The 17,234-nt window shown below is 67.0% G+C and carries 16 protein-coding genes; 7 read left to right on the top strand and 9 right to left on the bottom strand.

The window, feature by feature from the left end; translation table 11 throughout:
• Nucleotides 1-89: 89 nt before the first annotated feature.
• The 4 genes from IEY49_RS03555 (at nucleotide 90) to IEY49_RS03570 (ending at nucleotide 5,478) form a co-directional block, all read left to right on the top strand.
• A complete protein-coding gene (locus tag IEY49_RS03555; RefSeq protein WP_229780608.1) occupies nucleotides 90-1,019 on the top strand; it encodes a carbohydrate ABC transporter permease in 930 nt (309 codons plus the stop codon).
• Nucleotides 1,019-1,870, top strand: coding sequence for a carbohydrate ABC transporter permease (locus IEY49_RS03560; protein ID WP_189004614.1), 852 nt, complete (start codon nucleotides 1,019-1,021; stop codon nucleotides 1,868-1,870). The genes IEY49_RS03555 and IEY49_RS03560 overlap by 1 nt, the downstream gene beginning before the upstream one ends.
• A gap of 94 nt (nucleotides 1,871-1,964) precedes the next feature.
• Nucleotides 1,965-3,959: a beta-galactosidase gene (locus IEY49_RS03565; protein WP_189004616.1), complete on the top strand. Its 1,995-nt coding sequence runs from the start codon at nucleotides 1,965-1,967 to the stop codon at nucleotides 3,957-3,959.
• Nucleotides 3,949-5,478, top strand: coding sequence for a glycoside hydrolase family 36 protein (locus tag IEY49_RS03570; RefSeq protein WP_189004618.1), 1,530 nt, complete (start codon nucleotides 3,949-3,951; stop codon nucleotides 5,476-5,478). The genes IEY49_RS03565 and IEY49_RS03570 overlap by 11 nt, the downstream gene beginning before the upstream one ends.
• Nucleotides 5,479-5,698: 220 nt before the next feature.
• On the opposite strand, the gene IEY49_RS03575 is transcribed toward IEY49_RS03570, so the two are convergent.
• The 3 genes from IEY49_RS03575 to IEY49_RS03585 form a co-directional block, all read right to left on the bottom strand.
• Complete coding sequence (locus IEY49_RS03575) at nucleotides 5,699-6,604, bottom strand: hypothetical protein (RefSeq protein ID WP_189004620.1); 906 nt, start codon at nucleotides 6,602-6,604, stop codon at nucleotides 5,699-5,701.
• 68 nt (nucleotides 6,605-6,672) lie between these two features.
• Nucleotides 6,673-7,368, bottom strand: coding sequence for a response regulator (locus IEY49_RS03580; protein WP_189004622.1), 696 nt, complete (start codon nucleotides 7,366-7,368; stop codon nucleotides 6,673-6,675).
• Nucleotides 7,365-8,981, bottom strand: a complete 1,617-nt coding sequence (locus IEY49_RS03585) for an ATP-binding protein (protein WP_189004623.1) — start codon at nucleotides 8,979-8,981, stop codon at nucleotides 7,365-7,367. The genes IEY49_RS03580 and IEY49_RS03585 overlap by 4 nt, the downstream gene beginning before the upstream one ends.
• 207 nt (nucleotides 8,982-9,188) lie before the next feature.
• On the opposite strand from IEY49_RS03585, the gene IEY49_RS03590 reads away from it, so the two are divergent.
• The 3 genes from IEY49_RS03590 (at nucleotide 9,189) to IEY49_RS03600 (ending at nucleotide 12,279) form a co-directional block, all read left to right on the top strand.
• Nucleotides 9,189-10,148 carry a Bug family tripartite tricarboxylate transporter substrate binding protein gene (locus IEY49_RS03590; RefSeq protein ID WP_189004625.1) on the top strand — a complete coding sequence of 320 codons (960 nt, stop codon included), beginning with the start codon at nucleotides 9,189-9,191 and terminating at the stop codon, nucleotides 10,146-10,148.
• A gap of 79 nt (nucleotides 10,149-10,227) precedes the next feature.
• Nucleotides 10,228-10,758: a tripartite tricarboxylate transporter TctB family protein gene (locus IEY49_RS03595; RefSeq protein WP_189004627.1), complete on the top strand. Its 531-nt coding sequence runs from the start codon at nucleotides 10,228-10,230 to the stop codon at nucleotides 10,756-10,758.
• Nucleotides 10,759-12,279 (top strand): tripartite tricarboxylate transporter permease, encoded by a 1,521-nt coding sequence (locus tag IEY49_RS03600; protein WP_189004629.1) that lies wholly within the window; start codon nucleotides 10,759-10,761, stop codon nucleotides 12,277-12,279.
• 58 nt (nucleotides 12,280-12,337) lie between these two features.
• Here the strand turns inward: IEY49_RS03600 and IEY49_RS03605 are convergent, their stop codons facing one another.
• From IEY49_RS03605 to IEY49_RS03630, 6 genes are all read right to left on the bottom strand, one after another.
• Nucleotides 12,338-12,988: a response regulator gene (locus IEY49_RS03605; protein WP_189004631.1), complete on the bottom strand. Its 651-nt coding sequence runs from the start codon at nucleotides 12,986-12,988 to the stop codon at nucleotides 12,338-12,340.
• Complete coding sequence (locus tag IEY49_RS03610) at nucleotides 12,985-14,013, bottom strand: DUF4097 family beta strand repeat-containing protein (RefSeq protein ID WP_189004633.1); 1,029 nt, start codon at nucleotides 14,011-14,013, stop codon at nucleotides 12,985-12,987. Before IEY49_RS03610 ends, IEY49_RS03605 begins: the two co-directional genes overlap by 4 nt.
• Entirely contained in the window at nucleotides 14,010-15,737 is a 1,728-nt protein-coding gene (locus IEY49_RS03615) for a sensor histidine kinase (protein WP_189004635.1), read from the bottom strand. Before IEY49_RS03615 ends, IEY49_RS03610 begins: the two co-directional genes overlap by 4 nt.
• 79 nt (nucleotides 15,738-15,816) lie before the next feature.
• On the bottom strand, nucleotides 15,817-16,503 hold the full coding sequence (gene lepB, locus IEY49_RS03620) for a signal peptidase I (RefSeq protein WP_189004637.1): 687 nt from the start codon (nucleotides 16,501-16,503) through the stop codon (nucleotides 15,817-15,819).
• The gene (locus IEY49_RS03625; protein WP_189004639.1) at nucleotides 16,500-16,829 is read right to left on the bottom strand and encodes a hypothetical protein; all 330 of its coding nucleotides are present in this window, start codon (nucleotides 16,827-16,829) and stop codon (nucleotides 16,500-16,502) included. Before IEY49_RS03625 ends, lepB begins: the two co-directional genes overlap by 4 nt.
• Complete coding sequence (locus tag IEY49_RS03630) at nucleotides 16,826-17,143, bottom strand: PadR family transcriptional regulator (protein WP_189004641.1); 318 nt, start codon at nucleotides 17,141-17,143, stop codon at nucleotides 16,826-16,828. Before IEY49_RS03630 ends, IEY49_RS03625 begins: the two co-directional genes overlap by 4 nt.
• Nucleotides 17,144-17,234: the final 91 nt, after the last annotated feature.

Below are 17,234 nucleotides of genomic sequence, written 5' to 3' on the forward strand. Positions count from 1 at the left end.
CGTGACGACAAGAATGGGCCGGACAGGTATCCGGCCCGCTCTGTCTGCTCCCGGCCCCGGCCAGTACCTGAGCTGTGAGGTTCATGCCTATGAGTCAAGTCTCCGCCCACCGCACCGGCCGCGCCCCTGGCCAGCCGAACCGCCGGAGCGCCTTCCGGGCCCGGCAGCGCGCCATGCCCTGGATGTTCCTGGCGCCGTTTCTGCTGCTGTTCACGATCTTCTATGTGGCCCCGGTGTTCTACGCCGGGTACCTCAGCCTCTTTATCAAAAAGCGCGGCGCGTTCGGTCCGGCGCGGGACGTCTTCGGCGGCCTGGCCAACTATGTTCGCGCTTTTCAGGATAGCGACTTCCTGGTCAGCCTCTGGAACATTCTGAAGTTCGGGTTGGTGCAGGTTCCCCTGATGGTGGTCCTGGCCCTGACGCTGGCCCTGATCCTTGACGGGGTCCGGGGGCGGCTCCAGGGCCTGTTCCGCACCGCGTTCTACCTGCCCTACACCATTCCCAGTGTGATTGCCGGGCTGCTGTGGGGCTATCTGTACAGCAAGAACCTGTCGCCGTTCAACCAGATCACCGGCAGTCAGACCGACTTTCTCGCCAGCGGCGTGGTGCTGTGGAGCATCGCCAATATCGTGACCTGGACGTGGACGGGTTACAACATGATCACGCTCTACGCCGCCCTGCAGAACATTCCCGGCGAACTGTACGAGGCTGCCAGGATCGACGGGGCGACCAGCTGGACCCTGACCCGGGATATCAAGCTGCCGCTGCTGCGGCCCAGCCTGCTGCTGGTGCTGATCTTCTCGGTGATCGGCACCATGCAGATCTTCGCCGAGCCGTTTGTCCTGAGGCCATTGGGATACGTGCCGGACAATATCACCCCGAATACGTACCTGTACCTGGTGGCCAGCCGTGACGGAAACTTCAGTTACGCCGCGACCCTGGCGATTCTGCTGGCGGTCTTCACGTTCCTGCTGAGTGCCATCTTTCTGCGTCTGACCCGGCGGGGAGGAGAAGTCTAATGCTGCAGCGTCAACGCTTTTCGCCCCTTCAGCTGATGGTGCTGGGCATCTTCGCCCTGTATTCCCTGCTGCCGCTGTGGTGGGTCTTCGTGACGATCTTCAAGGACAACGGGCAGCTGTTTTCCACCTTTGGCCTGTGGTTCGGTTCAGTGCCGCACCTGGCGGAGAACTGGAATACGCTGATCACACGAGAAGATGGGATTTTTCTGCGCTGGCTGCTTAACAGCGTGCTGTACGCCAGTGCCGTCGCACTGGGCAGCATGCTGGTGAGCGCCATGGCCGGCTACGCCTTCAGCGCTTACTCGTTTGCCAGCAAAAACACATTGTTCGCGGTGATTCTGGCCACCATCATGGTGCCGGGCACCGCGCTGGTCCTGCCGCTGTTCCTGATGATGCAGAAACTTGGCCTGCTGAACACCTACTGGGCCGTGATCCTGCCCGGGCTGGCCAATCCGTTCGGCCTGTATCTGATGCGCCTGTTCTGGGACTCCGGTTTTCCCCGTGAACTTATGGAAGCTGCGCGCATCGACGGGGCCGGGGAATGGACCATCTTTCAGCGGCTCGGCCTGCCGCTGGTGCGGGGCGGACTGGTCACGGTCGGGCTGTTTGCGTTCGTGGCTGCGTGGAATAACTTCTTCCTTCCGCTGGTGGTGGTCAACCACAGTGACCTGTTTCCACTCACGCTGGGCCTGAGCATCTGGAACCAGACCAGCAGCAGCAGCGGGCAGGAGCCGATCTACACCGTGATCGTGCTGGGTGCCCTGGTCAGCATCCTGCCCCTGCTGATCGCCTTTCTGACGCTAGGACGGTACTGGCAGGGCGGCCTGGCTTCGGGCGCGGTCAAAGGATGAAGCGTCAGTCACCCGCCCGCCGGACTTCAGCTGTACGCCCGGCTGAAGCAGTCCCCTCATGCCCATTCGCCCCATGCCCATTCAAGGAGGCCTGATGACCCGGCCTGAAACCAGCCCGTCAGTCCGCCTCCAGCTTGGGGTGTGCGACTACCCCGAACACGTCCCTGAAGACCGCTGGAGTGCCTACGCGCAGCAGCAGCGTCAGCTTGGCCTGACCTACGTCCGGATCGCCGAGTTCGCCTGGGGCCGCATGGAGCCCCGGTCCGGCGAGTACGACTGGGCCTGGCTTGACCGGGCCGTGGAGGCCTACCATGCGGCAGGCATGCGGGTGGTGCTGTGTACGCCCACGGCCACCCCTCCCGCGTGGCTGGTGCGGTTCCACCCGGAGATACTTCCTTACGATGCTCAGGGCCGCGTGCGGGAATTCGGTTCCCGGAGGCACTACGACTTCGCCTCGCCGGTCTACCGCGAACACTCCCGGCGCATCACTCGGGTCATGGCGGAGCGCTATGGGCAGCATCCGGCGGTGGCGGGATGGCAGACCGACAACGAGTTCGGCTGCCATGCCACCAGCCGCTCCTTCGGTGGAGCCAGTGCCGCAGTGTTCCCCGGCTGGCTGCAGCAGAAGTACGGCACCCTGGAAGCGCTGAACGAGGCCTGGGGCAACGTGTTCTGGAGCATGGAGTACACCGGCTGGGACGAGATCAGGCCACCTCACCTCACTGTCACGGAGCCCAATCCCAGCCATGTGCTGGACTACGCCCGCTTCTCTTCGGAGATGATCCGCCAGTTTCAGGCCGAGCAGGTGGCCATCCTGCGCGAGCTCTCGCCGGGGCGTTTCATCACGCACAATTTCATGATCTTCGAGTCCGGATTCGACCATTATGAGGTCGCCCGTGGTCTGGATTTCGTGACCTGGGACAATTACCCCACCGGCATGCTGGAGTACTTCGCGCCGCCAGGGATTCGCGAGGACGTCAAGACCCGCTACGCCCGCACAGGTCACCCGGATCTCATCGCGTTCAATCATGACCTCTACCGCAACCTGCTGGAAGGGCGAGGTGCCCTGGGACGCGAGGGTGCCGATTCCCCCAATGGCTTCTGGGTGATGGAGCAGCAGTGCGGACAGGTGAATTGGGCGCCGTACAACCCCCTGCCGGCTGACGGCGCTGTTCAGCTGTGGACCGCGCAGGCCTGGGCGCACGGGGCCGACGTGGTCAGCTACTTCCGCTGGCGCGCCGCGACCATGGCCCAGGAAGTGATGCATTCGGGCCTGCTGCGTCACGACGAAACCCCCGACCGCGGCTTTGCCGAGGTGCAGGCGCTGGACCTCGGCAGCTTCCCGGTCGGGAACGTGCCGGCCAGGGTCGCGCTTGTGCACGACTACGAAAGCCTGTGGGCGTACGATGCGCAGCCCCACAACGCCGCGGCCACCTACTGGCAGCAGACGGTCACGTACTATTCGGCCCTGCGTTCCCTGGGGGTGGATGTCGACGTGATCAGTGCCAGCGCCGACCTGACCGGGTACGTGCTGGTGGTCGCCCCGGCCATCACGCTGGTCACGGCAGAGATGGCGTCGCGCTGGACCGCCGCCGCGCAGGGAGGCGCCTTCCTGGTCTGTGGCCCCCGGACCGCGTTCCGGACACCGGGCGGAGCCACCTGGACGGACGGGCAGTTTGGTCCGCTGAGCACCCTGGTGGGTGCGCGGCTCCTTCAATACGATTCCCTGCGGCCAGGCGTCACGCAGGACATCAGCGGGGGCCACACCGCCCATACCTGGGCTGAAAGTTACCGTCTGCAGGGCGCCCAGGCCACCCACACGTACCAGGGCGGTCCTCTGACCGGGCAGGCGGCCGTTATCCGGCATGGGAACGTCACCGTCATAGGGGCCAGCAGCGAATCGCTGATCCAGGACGTGCTGCGCGGAGCCCTGCAGGAGGCGCAGGTCGTCACCGCCGACCTGCCCGAGGGTGTGCGGCTCAGCCGCCGCGCCGGCCACACGCTGGTACAGAACTGGACGGCAGAGCCGGTGCCGTGGCAGGGCCGCGTGCTGCCCCCCACCAGCTTTGAGGTCATGCATGACCAGTAGGCAGTGGACCCTTCCGGTCTCCCCTGCAGGACTGCGGGTCCTGGTGAACGGGTACCAGTCATGGAGCGAGGCTGAGCTCCGGCCGATCGAGGACACGCAGGCGACACCGCTGATGCGTTGGAGGCAGGAGCAGGGTCACGACCCGGCCTTCCTGCCCAGCGGCGCGCCGGGACGTTGGCGCAGTCACACCCTGATCGCCCTGATCCGGCCCGACGGGGGCGGATGGGTGGGGTGCGCCCAGGACGCCACCCGTACCTTTACCCACTGGGAAGCCCACTCGGACGGTGCGGCGGTTCAGGTCTGGTACACCCAGGAAGGGCCCGAAGTTCCCGTGGCCTGGGAGGAGACCCCGGACGTGATCCGCTCAGTCGAGGCGCAGGCCGCGCGGCTCGGCCAGAACATGGGTGCCCGGACGCCGCCGCCCCTGCGGGTGTGGTGTTCCTGGTATTCGTACTACCGCAACGTCACCCTTGAAGCGATGATCGACAACGCCCGTCAGGCACGTCAATACGGGCTTGAATTCGACGTATTCCAGCTGGACGACGGGTTCCAGGCGGACCTGGGCGACTGGACCGAGCCGTCTGCGCACTTCGGCGGTCACGCCCGTGACCTTCCTGCGGCCCTGACCGGGCTGGGAGTAACGCCGGGACTGTGGCTGGCTCCTTTTCTGGTCGCACCCACGTCCCGCCTCTTCGCCGGGCACCCTGAGTGGATGCTGCGCGACCGCCAGGGAAACCCACTGCTGGCGGGGCACAACTGGGGCGGGCCGTACCACGCCCTCGACACCACCCACCCCGATGTACTGGACTGGCTGCGTGAGCTGGCCTCCACGGTCCGGGGATGGGGCTACACCTACCTGAAGCTGGACTTCCTGTACGGCGCCGCGCTTCCGGGGGTTCGCCACGATCCTGCCGTGGGCCGGGCGCAGGCTTACCGGATGGGCCTTCAGGCTCTGAGAGACGGCGCCGGTGAGGACGCCTTTCTGTTGGGCTGCGGCGCACCGCTTGCCAGCAGCATCGGCCTGGTGGACGCCATGCGCACGGGTCCGGATGTCGCGCCGTTCTGGGACGAGGAGTCGCGCCGGGTATGGCTGGGAGACGCGACCGGGCCCAGCGCACGAAATGCGCTCCACACCTCGCTCAGCCGCTGGTATCAGCACGCGTGGTACCAGCCCGACCCTGACGTCATGATTGCCCGGCGCGAACTCAGTCTGCTGAGCCGGAACGAACGCCACGCCCTGGCCGGCATGCTTGACGTGATCGGGGGTCTGCGGGCCAGCAGTGATCCGATAGCGATGCTGGACGCCGAAGGGCTCGAGCTGCTGCGCCGATCCCTGCAGATCAGCGCCCCCGACCGGCCCGTCACCCTGACACGCAGCTTCGGAGGGGCCGTCACGCACTTCAGCCGGGGCACCTTTAATTTGGAAGATACTTTGGCAGAAGGAATTCCAGCGCATGGCTATCAGGAACACCACGGCATGCGGCTGGCCGTCACGACTTCGGAGGCGGATTTCGCGTAGGCAGACGCCGGGGAAAGGCCCGGCCGGTCTTTTCTACGCCTTCACGGGGACAGACTGAGTAGCGCCACGTTCTCTTTGGGTTTTTAACCGGAGACTCCGGCCGGTTGTTGCGCTGCAGCTGGCCTCTCTATGTTGATGCTTGCGCGGAAGGGGCAGCCGGACTCTTCCAGCAGCGCACATCAAGTGCTTCCCTCCGGCGGTCCCGGTATGCGCCTCTTACCTAGCGGCTACTGAGGTCCTCAGACTTCCAGGTCCGGGCCAGATCATTGGTCCGGATGGTCACCCAGGTCAGGGACTCACTGCCCGGCGCAGACACGGCGCTGTGATCCTCTTTCCAGGCCACGAAGCGTTCGATGCCGGTGGTGCTGCTATCCGGGCGGATGTTCGGCGTGACCTCGAACAGGTAGTTCAGGTAGACGCCTCCCGCCTCGCCAGGACGCGCGGGCAGGCGCTTGCTCTGCACCTCGAGGTTGCGCGCCACATTGGGCCACACGATGTCCTTGGCATTGCGCCGCCCCACCGGCGTGTCCATGTTCTCGCAGGCGGCCAGTGGGCTGGGCAGCACTGCCGGCAGCGGATTTTCTGCAATCAGGTCGGTGAAATCACCTTTCCAAGTCACGCAGATGCTGTCCAGATCAATCTGAAGGGCGTAGGGCACATCGGGCGTCACCCGGGACAGGTAATGCAGCCACGGCCCGCCCTGCGAGTGGCCCAGCAGCACCAGCCGGGGAGGACGCGGAGCGCGCAGCCAGGTAGCGCGCATGCGCTGCACGTCGGCCCACAGTCCGCCAAACCCCCGCTGCTGCGGCTGCACGTAAGGTGACGAGAAATTCGCCCCTGGATGAGACGCATACCCGGCGACCTGCACACGGTAACCGGCCGCAGCAATCGAGTCCGCCACAGCGTCTAGCGTGCCCCGGGCCGACAGGACATCGCGGTTGTCACGCGGAGCACGGCACGGAGGTCCGCAGCGACCGGACATGCCCAGCACCACCACATCTGGAGCGGGACCATCCAGGTTCAGCGAAGAGGTGCGCGCGGCCGGCACGGACATGATTCGGGGCGCGCAGCCTGCGGCGCCCACAGACAGCGCGGCCGCCAGCAGCAGGGAAACGGAACGGAGCACGCGGTCAGTGTAAGTCCGGCCTTTCAGGGCAGCGGGAACCTGAGGAACAGTTGAATTACAGCAACCGTTCAGGCTTCTGGGGGGAGGGGGCAGTGTCGGTAGAGCTTGGCCGGACGCCCGGCCTGACCGTACTGATGATCGAGTTGGGCCTGCCCGGCCCGCACCAGATGCTCCAGATACCGCCAGGCCGTGACGCGGCTCAGGCCCACGCGGTCGCCGATCTCTTCGGCGCTGACGGCCTGTGCTGCGTCAGCCAGTGCCTGTGCGACCCGGTCCAGGGTATGTGGATCGATCCCGCGCGGCAGGACTCCAGAGGTTGTCGGTGTGACACCCAGCAGGCGGTCCAGGCTGGCCTGGTCCACGCGGGGCGCACTGGCCGCCGAATTCAGGCGTCGTGCGCGGTGTCGGGCCACCAGTTCCGCCAGACGCTGTCCGGTAAACGGCTTGATCAGGTAGTCGAAGGCGCCGTGTGCCAGCGCCAGCCGCACGCTGGCCTCATCGTCGGCGGCGGTAATCAGGGCCACGTCGGTGGTGCGCCCCGCCGAGCGCCAGTGGCGCAGCAACCCCAGCCCGCTGCCGTCCGGCAGGTGGACGTCCAGCAGGATCAGGTCCGGCTGCAGGGCCTGCGCCAGTGCGTCGCCCTGGGCACAGGTGGCCGCGCTGCCCACCACATGTACGTCCGGATCACGTTCGAGCAGGTCACGGTTGACCCTTGCCACCCGCAGATCATCCTCGACCAGCAGCACCCGCACGCGCGAACTCATAGTCCTCCCCCACTTCGTGCCCCGGGTGCCGGCAGGCTGACCTGAAAGACCGTCCGCCCGCCCCGCCGGGAATGGCGCAGGCCTCCGCCCAGCGCCTGAATCCGCGCGCAGACGCCAGCCAGTCCATACCCTCGTCCCTCACCCTTGCTGCTCACGCCCTGTGTAAAGAGGGTTTCGGTCAGGGCAGCGGGCACGCCAGGACCGTTGTCCTCGACCTCCACCTGCATGCCTTCAGGGTCCTCGCCGATCAGCACCGTGACCTCCCCAGGCCGGCCACCCAGCGCTTCGAAGGCATTCTCGGTCAGGTTGCCCACAGCCGTGACCAGGGTGTCGGCGTGACGTTCCCACAGCGCAGAAAGGCAGCTGCCCTCGGCCACCTGGAAGTCGATGCCCAGTTCCTGGGCACGCTCACGCTTGCCGGCCAGCAGGGCCACCAGCCGCGGCACCTGCACGTCGCGCAGCAACTGCCGGAACTGGGCATCCGCCTGGATCTCGGCGTTCAGGACCCGCAGGGCCTCCTCACTGCGTCCCAGCTGTAACAGGCCGGAAAGCACATGCAGGCGGTTCTGGTACTCATGAGTCTGGGCGCGCAGCACGTCCACGAAGCCCCGTGCGTGCGTGAGTTCGTCAGCCAGCGCCAGAGCCTCGGCACGGTCGCGAAACCCCGAGACGAAGCCGCCGCCCAGGGCGTCGGGTGCCCCATTCTGACCATTGAGCGGTTCAAGGTTGACCAGGACCGGTTGCCCACGAAGGGTCAGTTCCAGGTTCTGCTGCCGGGAATTGAGGCCCCCGGCAGTCAGGGCCGCAAGTTCCGGCCACAGCTCAGCCAGGGGTGCGGGCGTCCGCACGGGTCCCAGCAGTTCCACAGCCCGCTGGCTGGCCAGCGTGACCTGTCCGCTGCCGTCCACGGCGATGACCCCCTCGCGCAGGGCCGCCAGGACTGCCCGCTGCTGCTGCGCCAGGGCAGCGATCTGTTCGGGTTCCAGGTTCAGGATTTCGGCCCGCAGACGCCGCGCGGCCCACACGGCGCCTGCGGTGCCCAGCGCCAGGGCCAGCAGAAACCAGGGAAGCAGGCTGATCAGCGCCTGGGCCACCAGATTCCAGGCCTGAGGCATCAGGTAGCCCGTGCTGACCACGCCCACCACCCGCGTGCCGGCCTCTCCGCCGGCCCAGATCGGCACCTTTCCGCGCACACTGAGCCCCAGGCTGCCGCGCGCCACGCTGACAATCTCCCGGCCCGAGAGCGGCGCGTCATTGTCGCCGCCCATCATGGGCTTGCCCAGGCTGTCAGGGACAGGATGGGCCAGCCGGATACCGCGCACATTGCCCACCACGATGAAGTCGGCCTTGGCCTCGTCGCGCAGGGCGTTGACCTGGGCGTTCAGGGCGGCGTTGGGTTCTCCACGCTCGGCGCCCTGGTAGACCAGCGGCAACTGCGCGACCAGCCGGCTGATGACCACCGCCCGCTCCCCGATGCGTTCACGGGCCTCGCCGTAAAACTGCCAGGTCTGCACGCCCACCAGCAGCGTGGTCATGGCACACAGCACCAGCAGGTGCCAGCGCACCATCCGGCCCTGCAGGCCCCGCCCTTTGCGTGCACCCAGAACAGTCATGTGACGCCGCCCATTCTAGAAGTGCAGCTGCCCTGGGGCAGAAGTTGCGTTCATTGTGTTCACGTTTGTGCATTGCGTCAGCGGAAAATGCCCTGCCAGACGTATAAAACCCTTGATCCGGAGTGCCGGGAACAGTAAGGTACGGTCAACCGCAATCCAACCCCTGACCACTCAGCTGGAGTGGCCCGAACCTGCCCTGGAGGCAACATGACGAACCTCAAGAAGACTGCCCTGACCCTGTGTGCCCTGCTGACCATCGCTCCTGCCGGCGTGGCCCAGAACCTCTCCGGCCTGCGCATCATGGCGCCGGCTGCTCCTGGCGGCGGGTGGGACCAGACCAGCCGCGCGCTGCAAAGCGTGCTGCAGGGCGAAAACATCGTCAAGCCCGTGCAGGTGTTCAACGTGCCCGGCGCCGGCGGCACCATCGGACTGGCGCAGCTGGTCAACAGCAAGAATGACGACAAGCTGCTGATGACCATGGGCCTGGTGATGGTCGGTGCGATCAAGACCAACAACAGCAAGGTGGACCTCTCGCGCGTTACCCCGATCGCCCGCCTGACCGGCGAGTACGAGGTCGTCGTGGTGCCGGCCAGCAGCCCCTTCAAGACCATGGACGATCTGGTCAAGGCCTGGAAGGCCGACCCCGGCAAGGTCTCGTTCGCAGGCGGCAGCGCCGGTGGCACCGACCACATCCTGGTGGGCCTGCTGGCCAAGGCTGCGGGCATTGACCCCAAGAAGATGAACTACGTGCCGTTCAGCGGCGGCGGTGAAGCGGTCGCCGCTCTGCTGGGCAACCAGGTCAGCGCCGGCGTCAGCGGCTACGGCGAGTTCGAGCAGCAGATCAAGGCCGGACGCCTGCGGGCCATCGGCATCAGCAGTGGCAAGCGTCAGGCCGGCATCGCGGTGCCCACCTTCAAGGAGCAGGGTCTGAACGTGGAACTGGCCAACTGGCGCGGCATCGTGGCGCCTCCCGGCATCAGTGCCAGCGAGAAGGCCGCCCTGGTCGCCGCCCTGGACAAGGCCGTGAAGACCAAGGAATGGCAGGACACCCTCAAGACCCGCAACTGGACCAACCTGTATATGAGCGGCAGCAAGTTCAGCGTATTCCTGAAGGTCGAGCAGAACCGCATCAACGGTGTGCTTAAAGACATCGGCCTGATCAAGTAAGCGTCACCCCGTCACTGGGGGCGGGATTGACTCCCGCCCCCTTCGCTATGCCTTCTGAGCCTCTTAAGCTGGAGATCCTATGTCCGAACCTGTTCCGCCCCCGTCCCCCGAGTTTTCCCGGCCCATGCGCCGGCGGCTGAGCGTGCCGGATCTGGTGGTGGCCCTGGCCATCCTGGCGCTGGGGCTGGCCGTGTGGCTGAGTGCACGTGGCATTACCACCGGGGCCAACGTGCAGGTCGGGCCCGGGATCTTTCCGACTGTGGTGGGCATCCTGCTGAGCGTGCTGGGCGCGGTGCTGACCATAGGAGCGCTGCGCGGAGACCGCGCCGAGCCGGCGACTGAGGAGGACACCGACCCCAACGCCCCGGTCAACCACGTCTCGCCGCTGACCATCCTGGGTGGCTTCGCGCTGGGAACCGCGCTGCTCAACCCTCTGGGGTTCGTGATCGGCGGCGCCATCATGTTCACCAGCGTGGCGTGGGCCTTCGGCGAGCGCCGGCTGGGCCTGGTCGTAATCGCCGCGCTGATTCTGGCGCTGGTGACCTATCTGGTGTTCACCCGTGGGCTGGGGCTGCCGCTGCCGCAGGGCATATTCAGGGGCGTGCTGTAAATGGAGGCCATCACCTCCCTGCTGGCCGGCTTCGATACCGCCCTGACGCCCATCAACCTGCTGTGGGCGCTGCTGGGGGTCACGCTGGGCACCCTGGTCGGCGTGCTGCCCGGCATCGGACCGGCACTGACGGTCGCGCTACTGCTGCCAGTCACCGCCAAGCTGCCTCCGGTCAGCGCGTTCATCATGTTCGCGGGCATCTACTACGGCGGCATGTTCGGGGGCAGCACCACCTCCATTCTGCTGAACACCCCCGGCGAGTCCAGCTCGATCATCACGGCGCTGGAGGGCAACAAGATGGCCCGCCGCGGACGCGCGTCCGCGGCGCTGGCCACCGCCGCCATCGGCTCTTTCGTGGCCGGCACCATCGGGACCCTGCTGCTGACCTTCGCCGCGCCTGCCGTTGCCGAGATTGCCCTGCAGATTCCGCCAGGAGCGAAATTCGCCATTATTCTGCTGGCCTTTACCACCGTCAGTGCCACCTTTGCCGGCAGTCCGCTGCGCGGGCTGATCAGCCTGGGCCTGGGGTTGTTCCTGGGGCTGGTGGGCACCGACAACCAGTCCGGCGTGGCCCGCTTCGACCTGGGCTTTCCCGAACTGCTGGACGGCATTGACGTGGTCACGGTGGTCGTGGGCCTGTTCGCCATCGGTGAGACGCTGTACGTGGCCTCCCGCTTCCGCAAGGGCAAGGCCGACGTGGTGCCGCTGACCAAGGGCGCCCACATGAACCGCGAGGACTGGCGCCGCAGCTGGAAACCCTGGCTGCGCGGCACTGCGCTGGGTTTTCCCTTTGGTGCCCTGCCTGCCGGCGGCGCGGAGATTCCGACCTTCCTGTCGTACATGACGGAAAAGAAGCTCAGCAAACACCCCGAGGAATTCGGCAAGGGCGCCATCGAAGGCGTGGCTGGCCCGGAAGCGGCCAACAACGCCTCAGCCGCCGGTGTGCTGGTACCGCTGCTGACCCTGGGGCTGCCCACCAGTGCCACCGCCGCGATCCTGCTGGCCGCCTTCCAGCAGTACGGGCTGCAACCCGGCCCGCTGCTGTTTGTCACCAGTCCGGACCTGGTGTGGGGCCTGATCGCCTCGCTGTACATCGGCAACGTGATGCTGCTGGTGCTCAACCTGCCGCTGGCAGGTGTGTGGGCGCGGCTGCTGCTGATTCCGCGTCCGTTTCTGTACGCCGGCATCCTGGTGTTTGCCACCGTGGGCGTCTACAGCCTGAACAACAGCGTGTTCGACCTGGTCCTACTGGGGCTGCTGGGCGTGCTGGGCTACCTGATGCGCCGCTTTGACTTCCCGATCACGCCAGCCATTATCGGCATGATCCTGGGGCCAGCCGCCGAGAGCCAGTTCCGCACTGCCGTGCAGCAGACCAACGGAGATTACGCTGCAGTGTTCACGCAGCCACTGACCCTGGCGCTGGTGATCCTGACGCTGGCCGTGCTGATCATTCCGGCCCTGCTGCGCCTGCGCCGGGCTCCGGCCGCCAGCACCAGCGGCCATACGGACGAAGTGGATTAAGCAAACCAGACAGCAGCGGCGGGAAGGTTTGGAGCCTTCCCGCCGCTGCTGTCTGTCCTCAGGCCTCGTCCAGTGTGGCAATGCCGTGGCGCAATGCATACAGCGCAGCCTGCGTGCGGCTCTCCAGGCCCAGCTTGCTCAGCAGCCGGCTGACATGGGTCTTGACCGTCGCCTCGCTGACGCCCTGGTCCTGTGCAATGTCGCGGTTGCTGCAGCCCCGGGCGATCAGCTGGAGCACGATGGTCTCCTTGGGCGTCAGGCTCTCACGCATATCGGGACTGCGGAAATCCCGCACCAGCCGCCGGGCCGCTTCGGGGTGCAGGCGGACCTCTCCACGGGCTGCGGCATGAATGGCGTCGGCCAGCGTGTCGCTCGACGCGTCCTTGAGCATGTAGCTGATGGCGCCGGCCTCGATGGCCCCGTTGACCTTGTGCTCCTCCAGGGTGCTGGTCAGCGCAATGACCTCGGTGTCCGGGAAGGAGCGGCGTAGCTGCCGGGTGGCGGCAATACCGTCCATCACCGGCATCATCAGGTCCATTACAACCACGTCCGGATGCAGGCGCCCGGCTTCCTGCAGGGCCTCCTCGCCGTTGGCGGCCTCCCCCACCACCTCGATGTTGGGGTCGAGGCCCAGGAAAAGTTTCAGGCCCTGGCGCACCACGGCGTGGTCGTCCACCAGCAGCACACGGACGGTTGAGGGAATGGTCATGGGGTTTCCTCCAGGGTGAAGTTCTGGCTGGGTGCGTCTACGAACACGTCCAGCTGAGGAGCAGTGGGCTGGGGCAGGGCGGAGGAACGCAGCAGGGTCTCGCGGTCGGTGAACCGCACCCTCAGCCGCAGACTGCGGGGCACGCGCAAAATCACCTCTCCGGTCTGAGTCCGCAGGTCCAGGTTGCCGGCTGTTTCAGGATCCGCCGTCACCGTGATGTCTCCCGACGCGGTGGTCACACTGGCCCGCGCCGAACGGCGGGGCAGCGTCAAGCGGACCTGGCCACTGCCGCTGCCGATACTCAGGGCGTCCAGTTGCGCCCCGCGCAGGTCCAGGAACAGGCTGCCGCCGGCGGTATTGGCCCGCAGCGCCTCCGGGCGCGCTCCGCTGGGGGCCACCACCCGGATATGCCCGCCCGACGTGACCAGCGCCAGGGGCCCGGCCGCCCGTGCCGGCACCGTCACATTCAGGTTGCCTCCCAGCGACCGGGCACTCAGGGCCCGCACCCGCAGGGGCCTGAGGTCCAGCGTCTGATCCCCTCCCGTGGTGCGGGCATTCAGCGTCAGCGGGATGCGGGGAGTCAGGGCCAGGTGCAAACGATGTTGCAACGGGCGCGGGCTGGTGACCACCACACCATCCTGGTCCAACGACTGCACGTTGAGGCCCACCGTAGCGTCCAGGGTATGCCCCTGCCGCTTCAGCTTCACATCCACTGGATTACGGGCACGGTGGGTGGCCAGACCCCGCAGCACGTCACCGCTGTGCGCAGGCAGCGGCAGGATCTGCAGGTCACCGCGGTTGCCCTCGAAGCGCAGTGTGGCGCTGGCAGCGACATCCAGCGGCATGGGGCCGTCCAGTGGAACGGCCAGTGGCGTGGTCACGGTGCCCAGGCCCGGGGTAGGCGAAAACGAGACGCCCCTCCAGGCGGTCAGGCCTCCGGTCCCCAGCAGCAGCAGGCCCAGGGCCATGCGCCCCAGCACGGGGAGCAGCGGACGGGAGGGTGGAGCAGCCGAGGGAATACTCATGCGTGTGCCTCCTCGCGCTGCAAAGAAGCTGCCACAGCCGCAGGCAGACGCAGGGTCACGATGGTCCCCTCGCCCGGCGCACTCTGGACGTCCAGCGTGCCGCCAGCGCCAGCGGCCCGCTCACGCATGCTGCGCTGTCCCAGCGTGCCCCGCCCCTGGGAGGACGGGTCAAAGCCCCGCCCATCGTCGCGCACCGAAACCGTGACGACCCCCAGTGCCTCGTGCACGCTCAGCCATACCTGGGTGGCCCGGGCATGCTTGACCACGTTGTGCAGTGCTTCCTGGGCCACCCGGTAGGCAGCGGCCTGGGCATCGGGCGTCAGGTGCGGCTCGGCGCGCAGCTCGGCATGTACCTGCAGCCCGTGGCGGGCTTCCAGGGCGTGTGCGTGCTGGGTCAGGGCCGCGATCAGACCCCCTTCCTCCAGGGCGTCGGGCCGCAGGCTGAACAGCAGCGCCTTCATTTCACTGACCCCGCCCTCGGCCAGCCGGATGGTGTAGTCCAGGCTTTCGCGCGCCCGCCCCGGATCGCGGTCCAGGGTGGCGCGGGCTGTCTTGGCTCCCAGGGTGATGCCGTACAGGGCCTGCGCCACGCTGTCATGCAGTTCGCGGGCCAGACGGGCACGTTCCTGTTCTCCGGCCCGTGCCCCGGCCCGCTCGATCAGCTGTGAGGCGTGCAGCGCCGTTCCCGCGTGGTCGGCAATGCTGAGCAGAAAGGCGAGTTCTTCGGTGCCGGGCCGCGTCCCTCCCAGGTACAGGGCACGCAGGGTACCGCCGTCCAGCGTGCCGGCCGATGGAGGCAGAGTAACCGGCAGCGAGACCAGCGTGCCGCCGTCCGGGGTGACCTGCACGTTGGCCTCGCCAGGAACCGGGGCGCCGTCTGGCAGCCCGGCCAGTGCAGGATGCTCCTCACCACTGATCGCATGCGGCGTGCCGTCTGAAGCAACCAACGCCACCGAACGCGCCGTGCTGGCCGTCCAGGCCTGCGTGGCCAGATCAGCCAGGGTCACCCCCAGGTCGTCTCCGAGCGCCACGCGGCCTGCAGCACGGCGCAGCGCCACCACCTCGCGCCGCGCCGCCTCGTCACGGCGGTCCGGGGCCAGCAAACCCAGCGTCAGCCGGGTCCAGAGCCGGCCCATCAGATTGAGCACGCCGCCCAGCACCAGGGCGCTGCCCAGCCCGATCAGGACCAGGCCGACCACCACACTCTCATCAGGAACCAGGGTCCATTCGCGCCAGACCACCGGAGGCGCGCCGGAGCTCAGTACCCACAGCGGGGCGCTGATTCCGGCAAGCATCAGGACCAGTAACGCCACCAGCACCACCCAGCACATGGCAGCCAGGGGGAGTTGCACCGCGTGAAAAAGCAGGGCCCGGTAGGTTGAGGGGTCTGCCAGGGTGTCACGCAGCCACGGCAGGACCCCTCGGTAGGCCCGCGGAAGGTGTGCACGCTCAAAATTTACGCCCAGCAGGGCAGCCAGCACGCGCTGCACGTCTGCCAGAGCGCCCACCAGCCACAGGGCGCCCAACAGCAACGGCGCACCGACCAGCAGCGGCAGGGTCAGCACCCCGCCCACCACGCCGCCAGTCAGCAGAGCAGCGACCAGCCCGCCTGCGGGCAGGGCCAGCAACACATACAGGGCCACACGGTAGGTGCGGCTGCTCAGCAGGTCCGCCAGCAGGCCTTCATGCCTGCGGTGCTCACCTGCCCCCATAGCCTCCGTCATGCGTCCAGCCTAGCGGGCGCGAAGGCCCGCCACGTCCGCCGAAAGGCGGAAGCTCAGCCAGAAGCCACGTAGGAGCCGATTATCGCGGCTGGGCCGGCAGCCAGCGGGGAGACCAGTTCAGCTCTTCTCCTGCTGGTGCCTGCTGGTCGTTGCAGGGCGCTCCGGCTCCACCGCGCTGGGCCACGGGCCATAAAGTCAGAACCGCGCGTCCGGCAATGTCGTGGCGGTCCACCAGCCCGAACATCCGGCTGTCCAGGCTGCCGCCGGGGCTGCGGTTGTCACCCATGACGAAGTACTGCCCTGAGGCCACCGTGACTGCGGGGGTGTTGGCCAGGATAGACCTCACATCTCGGCAGCTCTTGTCCCAGTAGGCCAGCGTCCGCGGCTCCACGACCGCCTGCCCGTTGACATACAACGTGCCTGCGCGCACCTGCACGCGGTCACCTGGCACGCCGACCACCCGTTTGACCAGATAGGGACGGTACGACCAGGGCAGCGGCATACCCCGGTAGTCCTTCTTTCTCTCGTAGTCTGCGCTACTCGGCGGCTTGAAGACGACCACGTCACCACGTTGGTAGGCGCCCAGACCCAGCTGACGCGCCCAGCCTTCGGCTTTGGGGACCAGCAGCAGTTCACCGTGACGTAAACCAGGCAGCATGCTGACGCCGTCCACATTCACGGCCGTGGCCCCGAACTGGGTGAACAGCAGGGCAAAAGATACCGGGGAAAGCCATTCGCGCCACAGCTGCCACAGCTGGCCTTTCATGGCTGGGCCTGCTGGCTCATGGGAGGCAGGGTCGTACCGCTCTGGACCGCGTATGCTGCGCCGCCCAGCGCGACGCCGACCAGAACCACACGCAGTGCCCTGCCCAGGGTATGCACCTGCACCAGTCGCCAGGCAGCCGGCCAGACCGGCCCCGCCTCCTGAAGAGCCTGTGCCCAGGCTTCGGCCTCATCCAGGCCCCGCAGCCGGGCGTCCAGCATGTCCTGATGCAGATGGCCCAGTAACTCTGCGCGGACCTGCCGGGCCACACGTGGTGGGAGCAGCCGAGTCACAGCCCGCAGGTAACGCTCGGCGTCAGCCGGGATCACCACAGCCTCCGCAGGGCGCCGTCAAAGGCGCGGTACCCGTCACGGCGACGGTCGAGTTCCCGCCGTCCAGCCTGGGTCAGCGTGTAGGTCCGCACCGACGGGCCGCCCCGGCCCGGCAGCGTCTCGACGGCCTGAAGGAAACCGGCGCGTTCCAGGCGGTGCAGTGCCGGGTACAGACTTCCCGCATTCAGCCGGATTTCTCCCTGAGTCAGGGCGTCCACCCGCTTGGCGATGTCCTGGCCGTACCCTCCTTCCCGTTCCAGCACACTTAGCAGGATCAGGTCGAGGTTTCCCTTCAGCAGATTCACGTCCATTGCGCTATCAGTATCTGATATCAGAATATGAGTATGTTGGGCCTGTCTGTTTGCCTAGGTCACAGCCTGAGTTCGGACGTATTCTTCGACA

Source organism: Deinococcus malanensis, assembly GCF_014647655.1.
Classification (GTDB): domain Bacteria; phylum Deinococcota; class Deinococci; order Deinococcales; family Deinococcaceae; genus Deinococcus; species Deinococcus malanensis.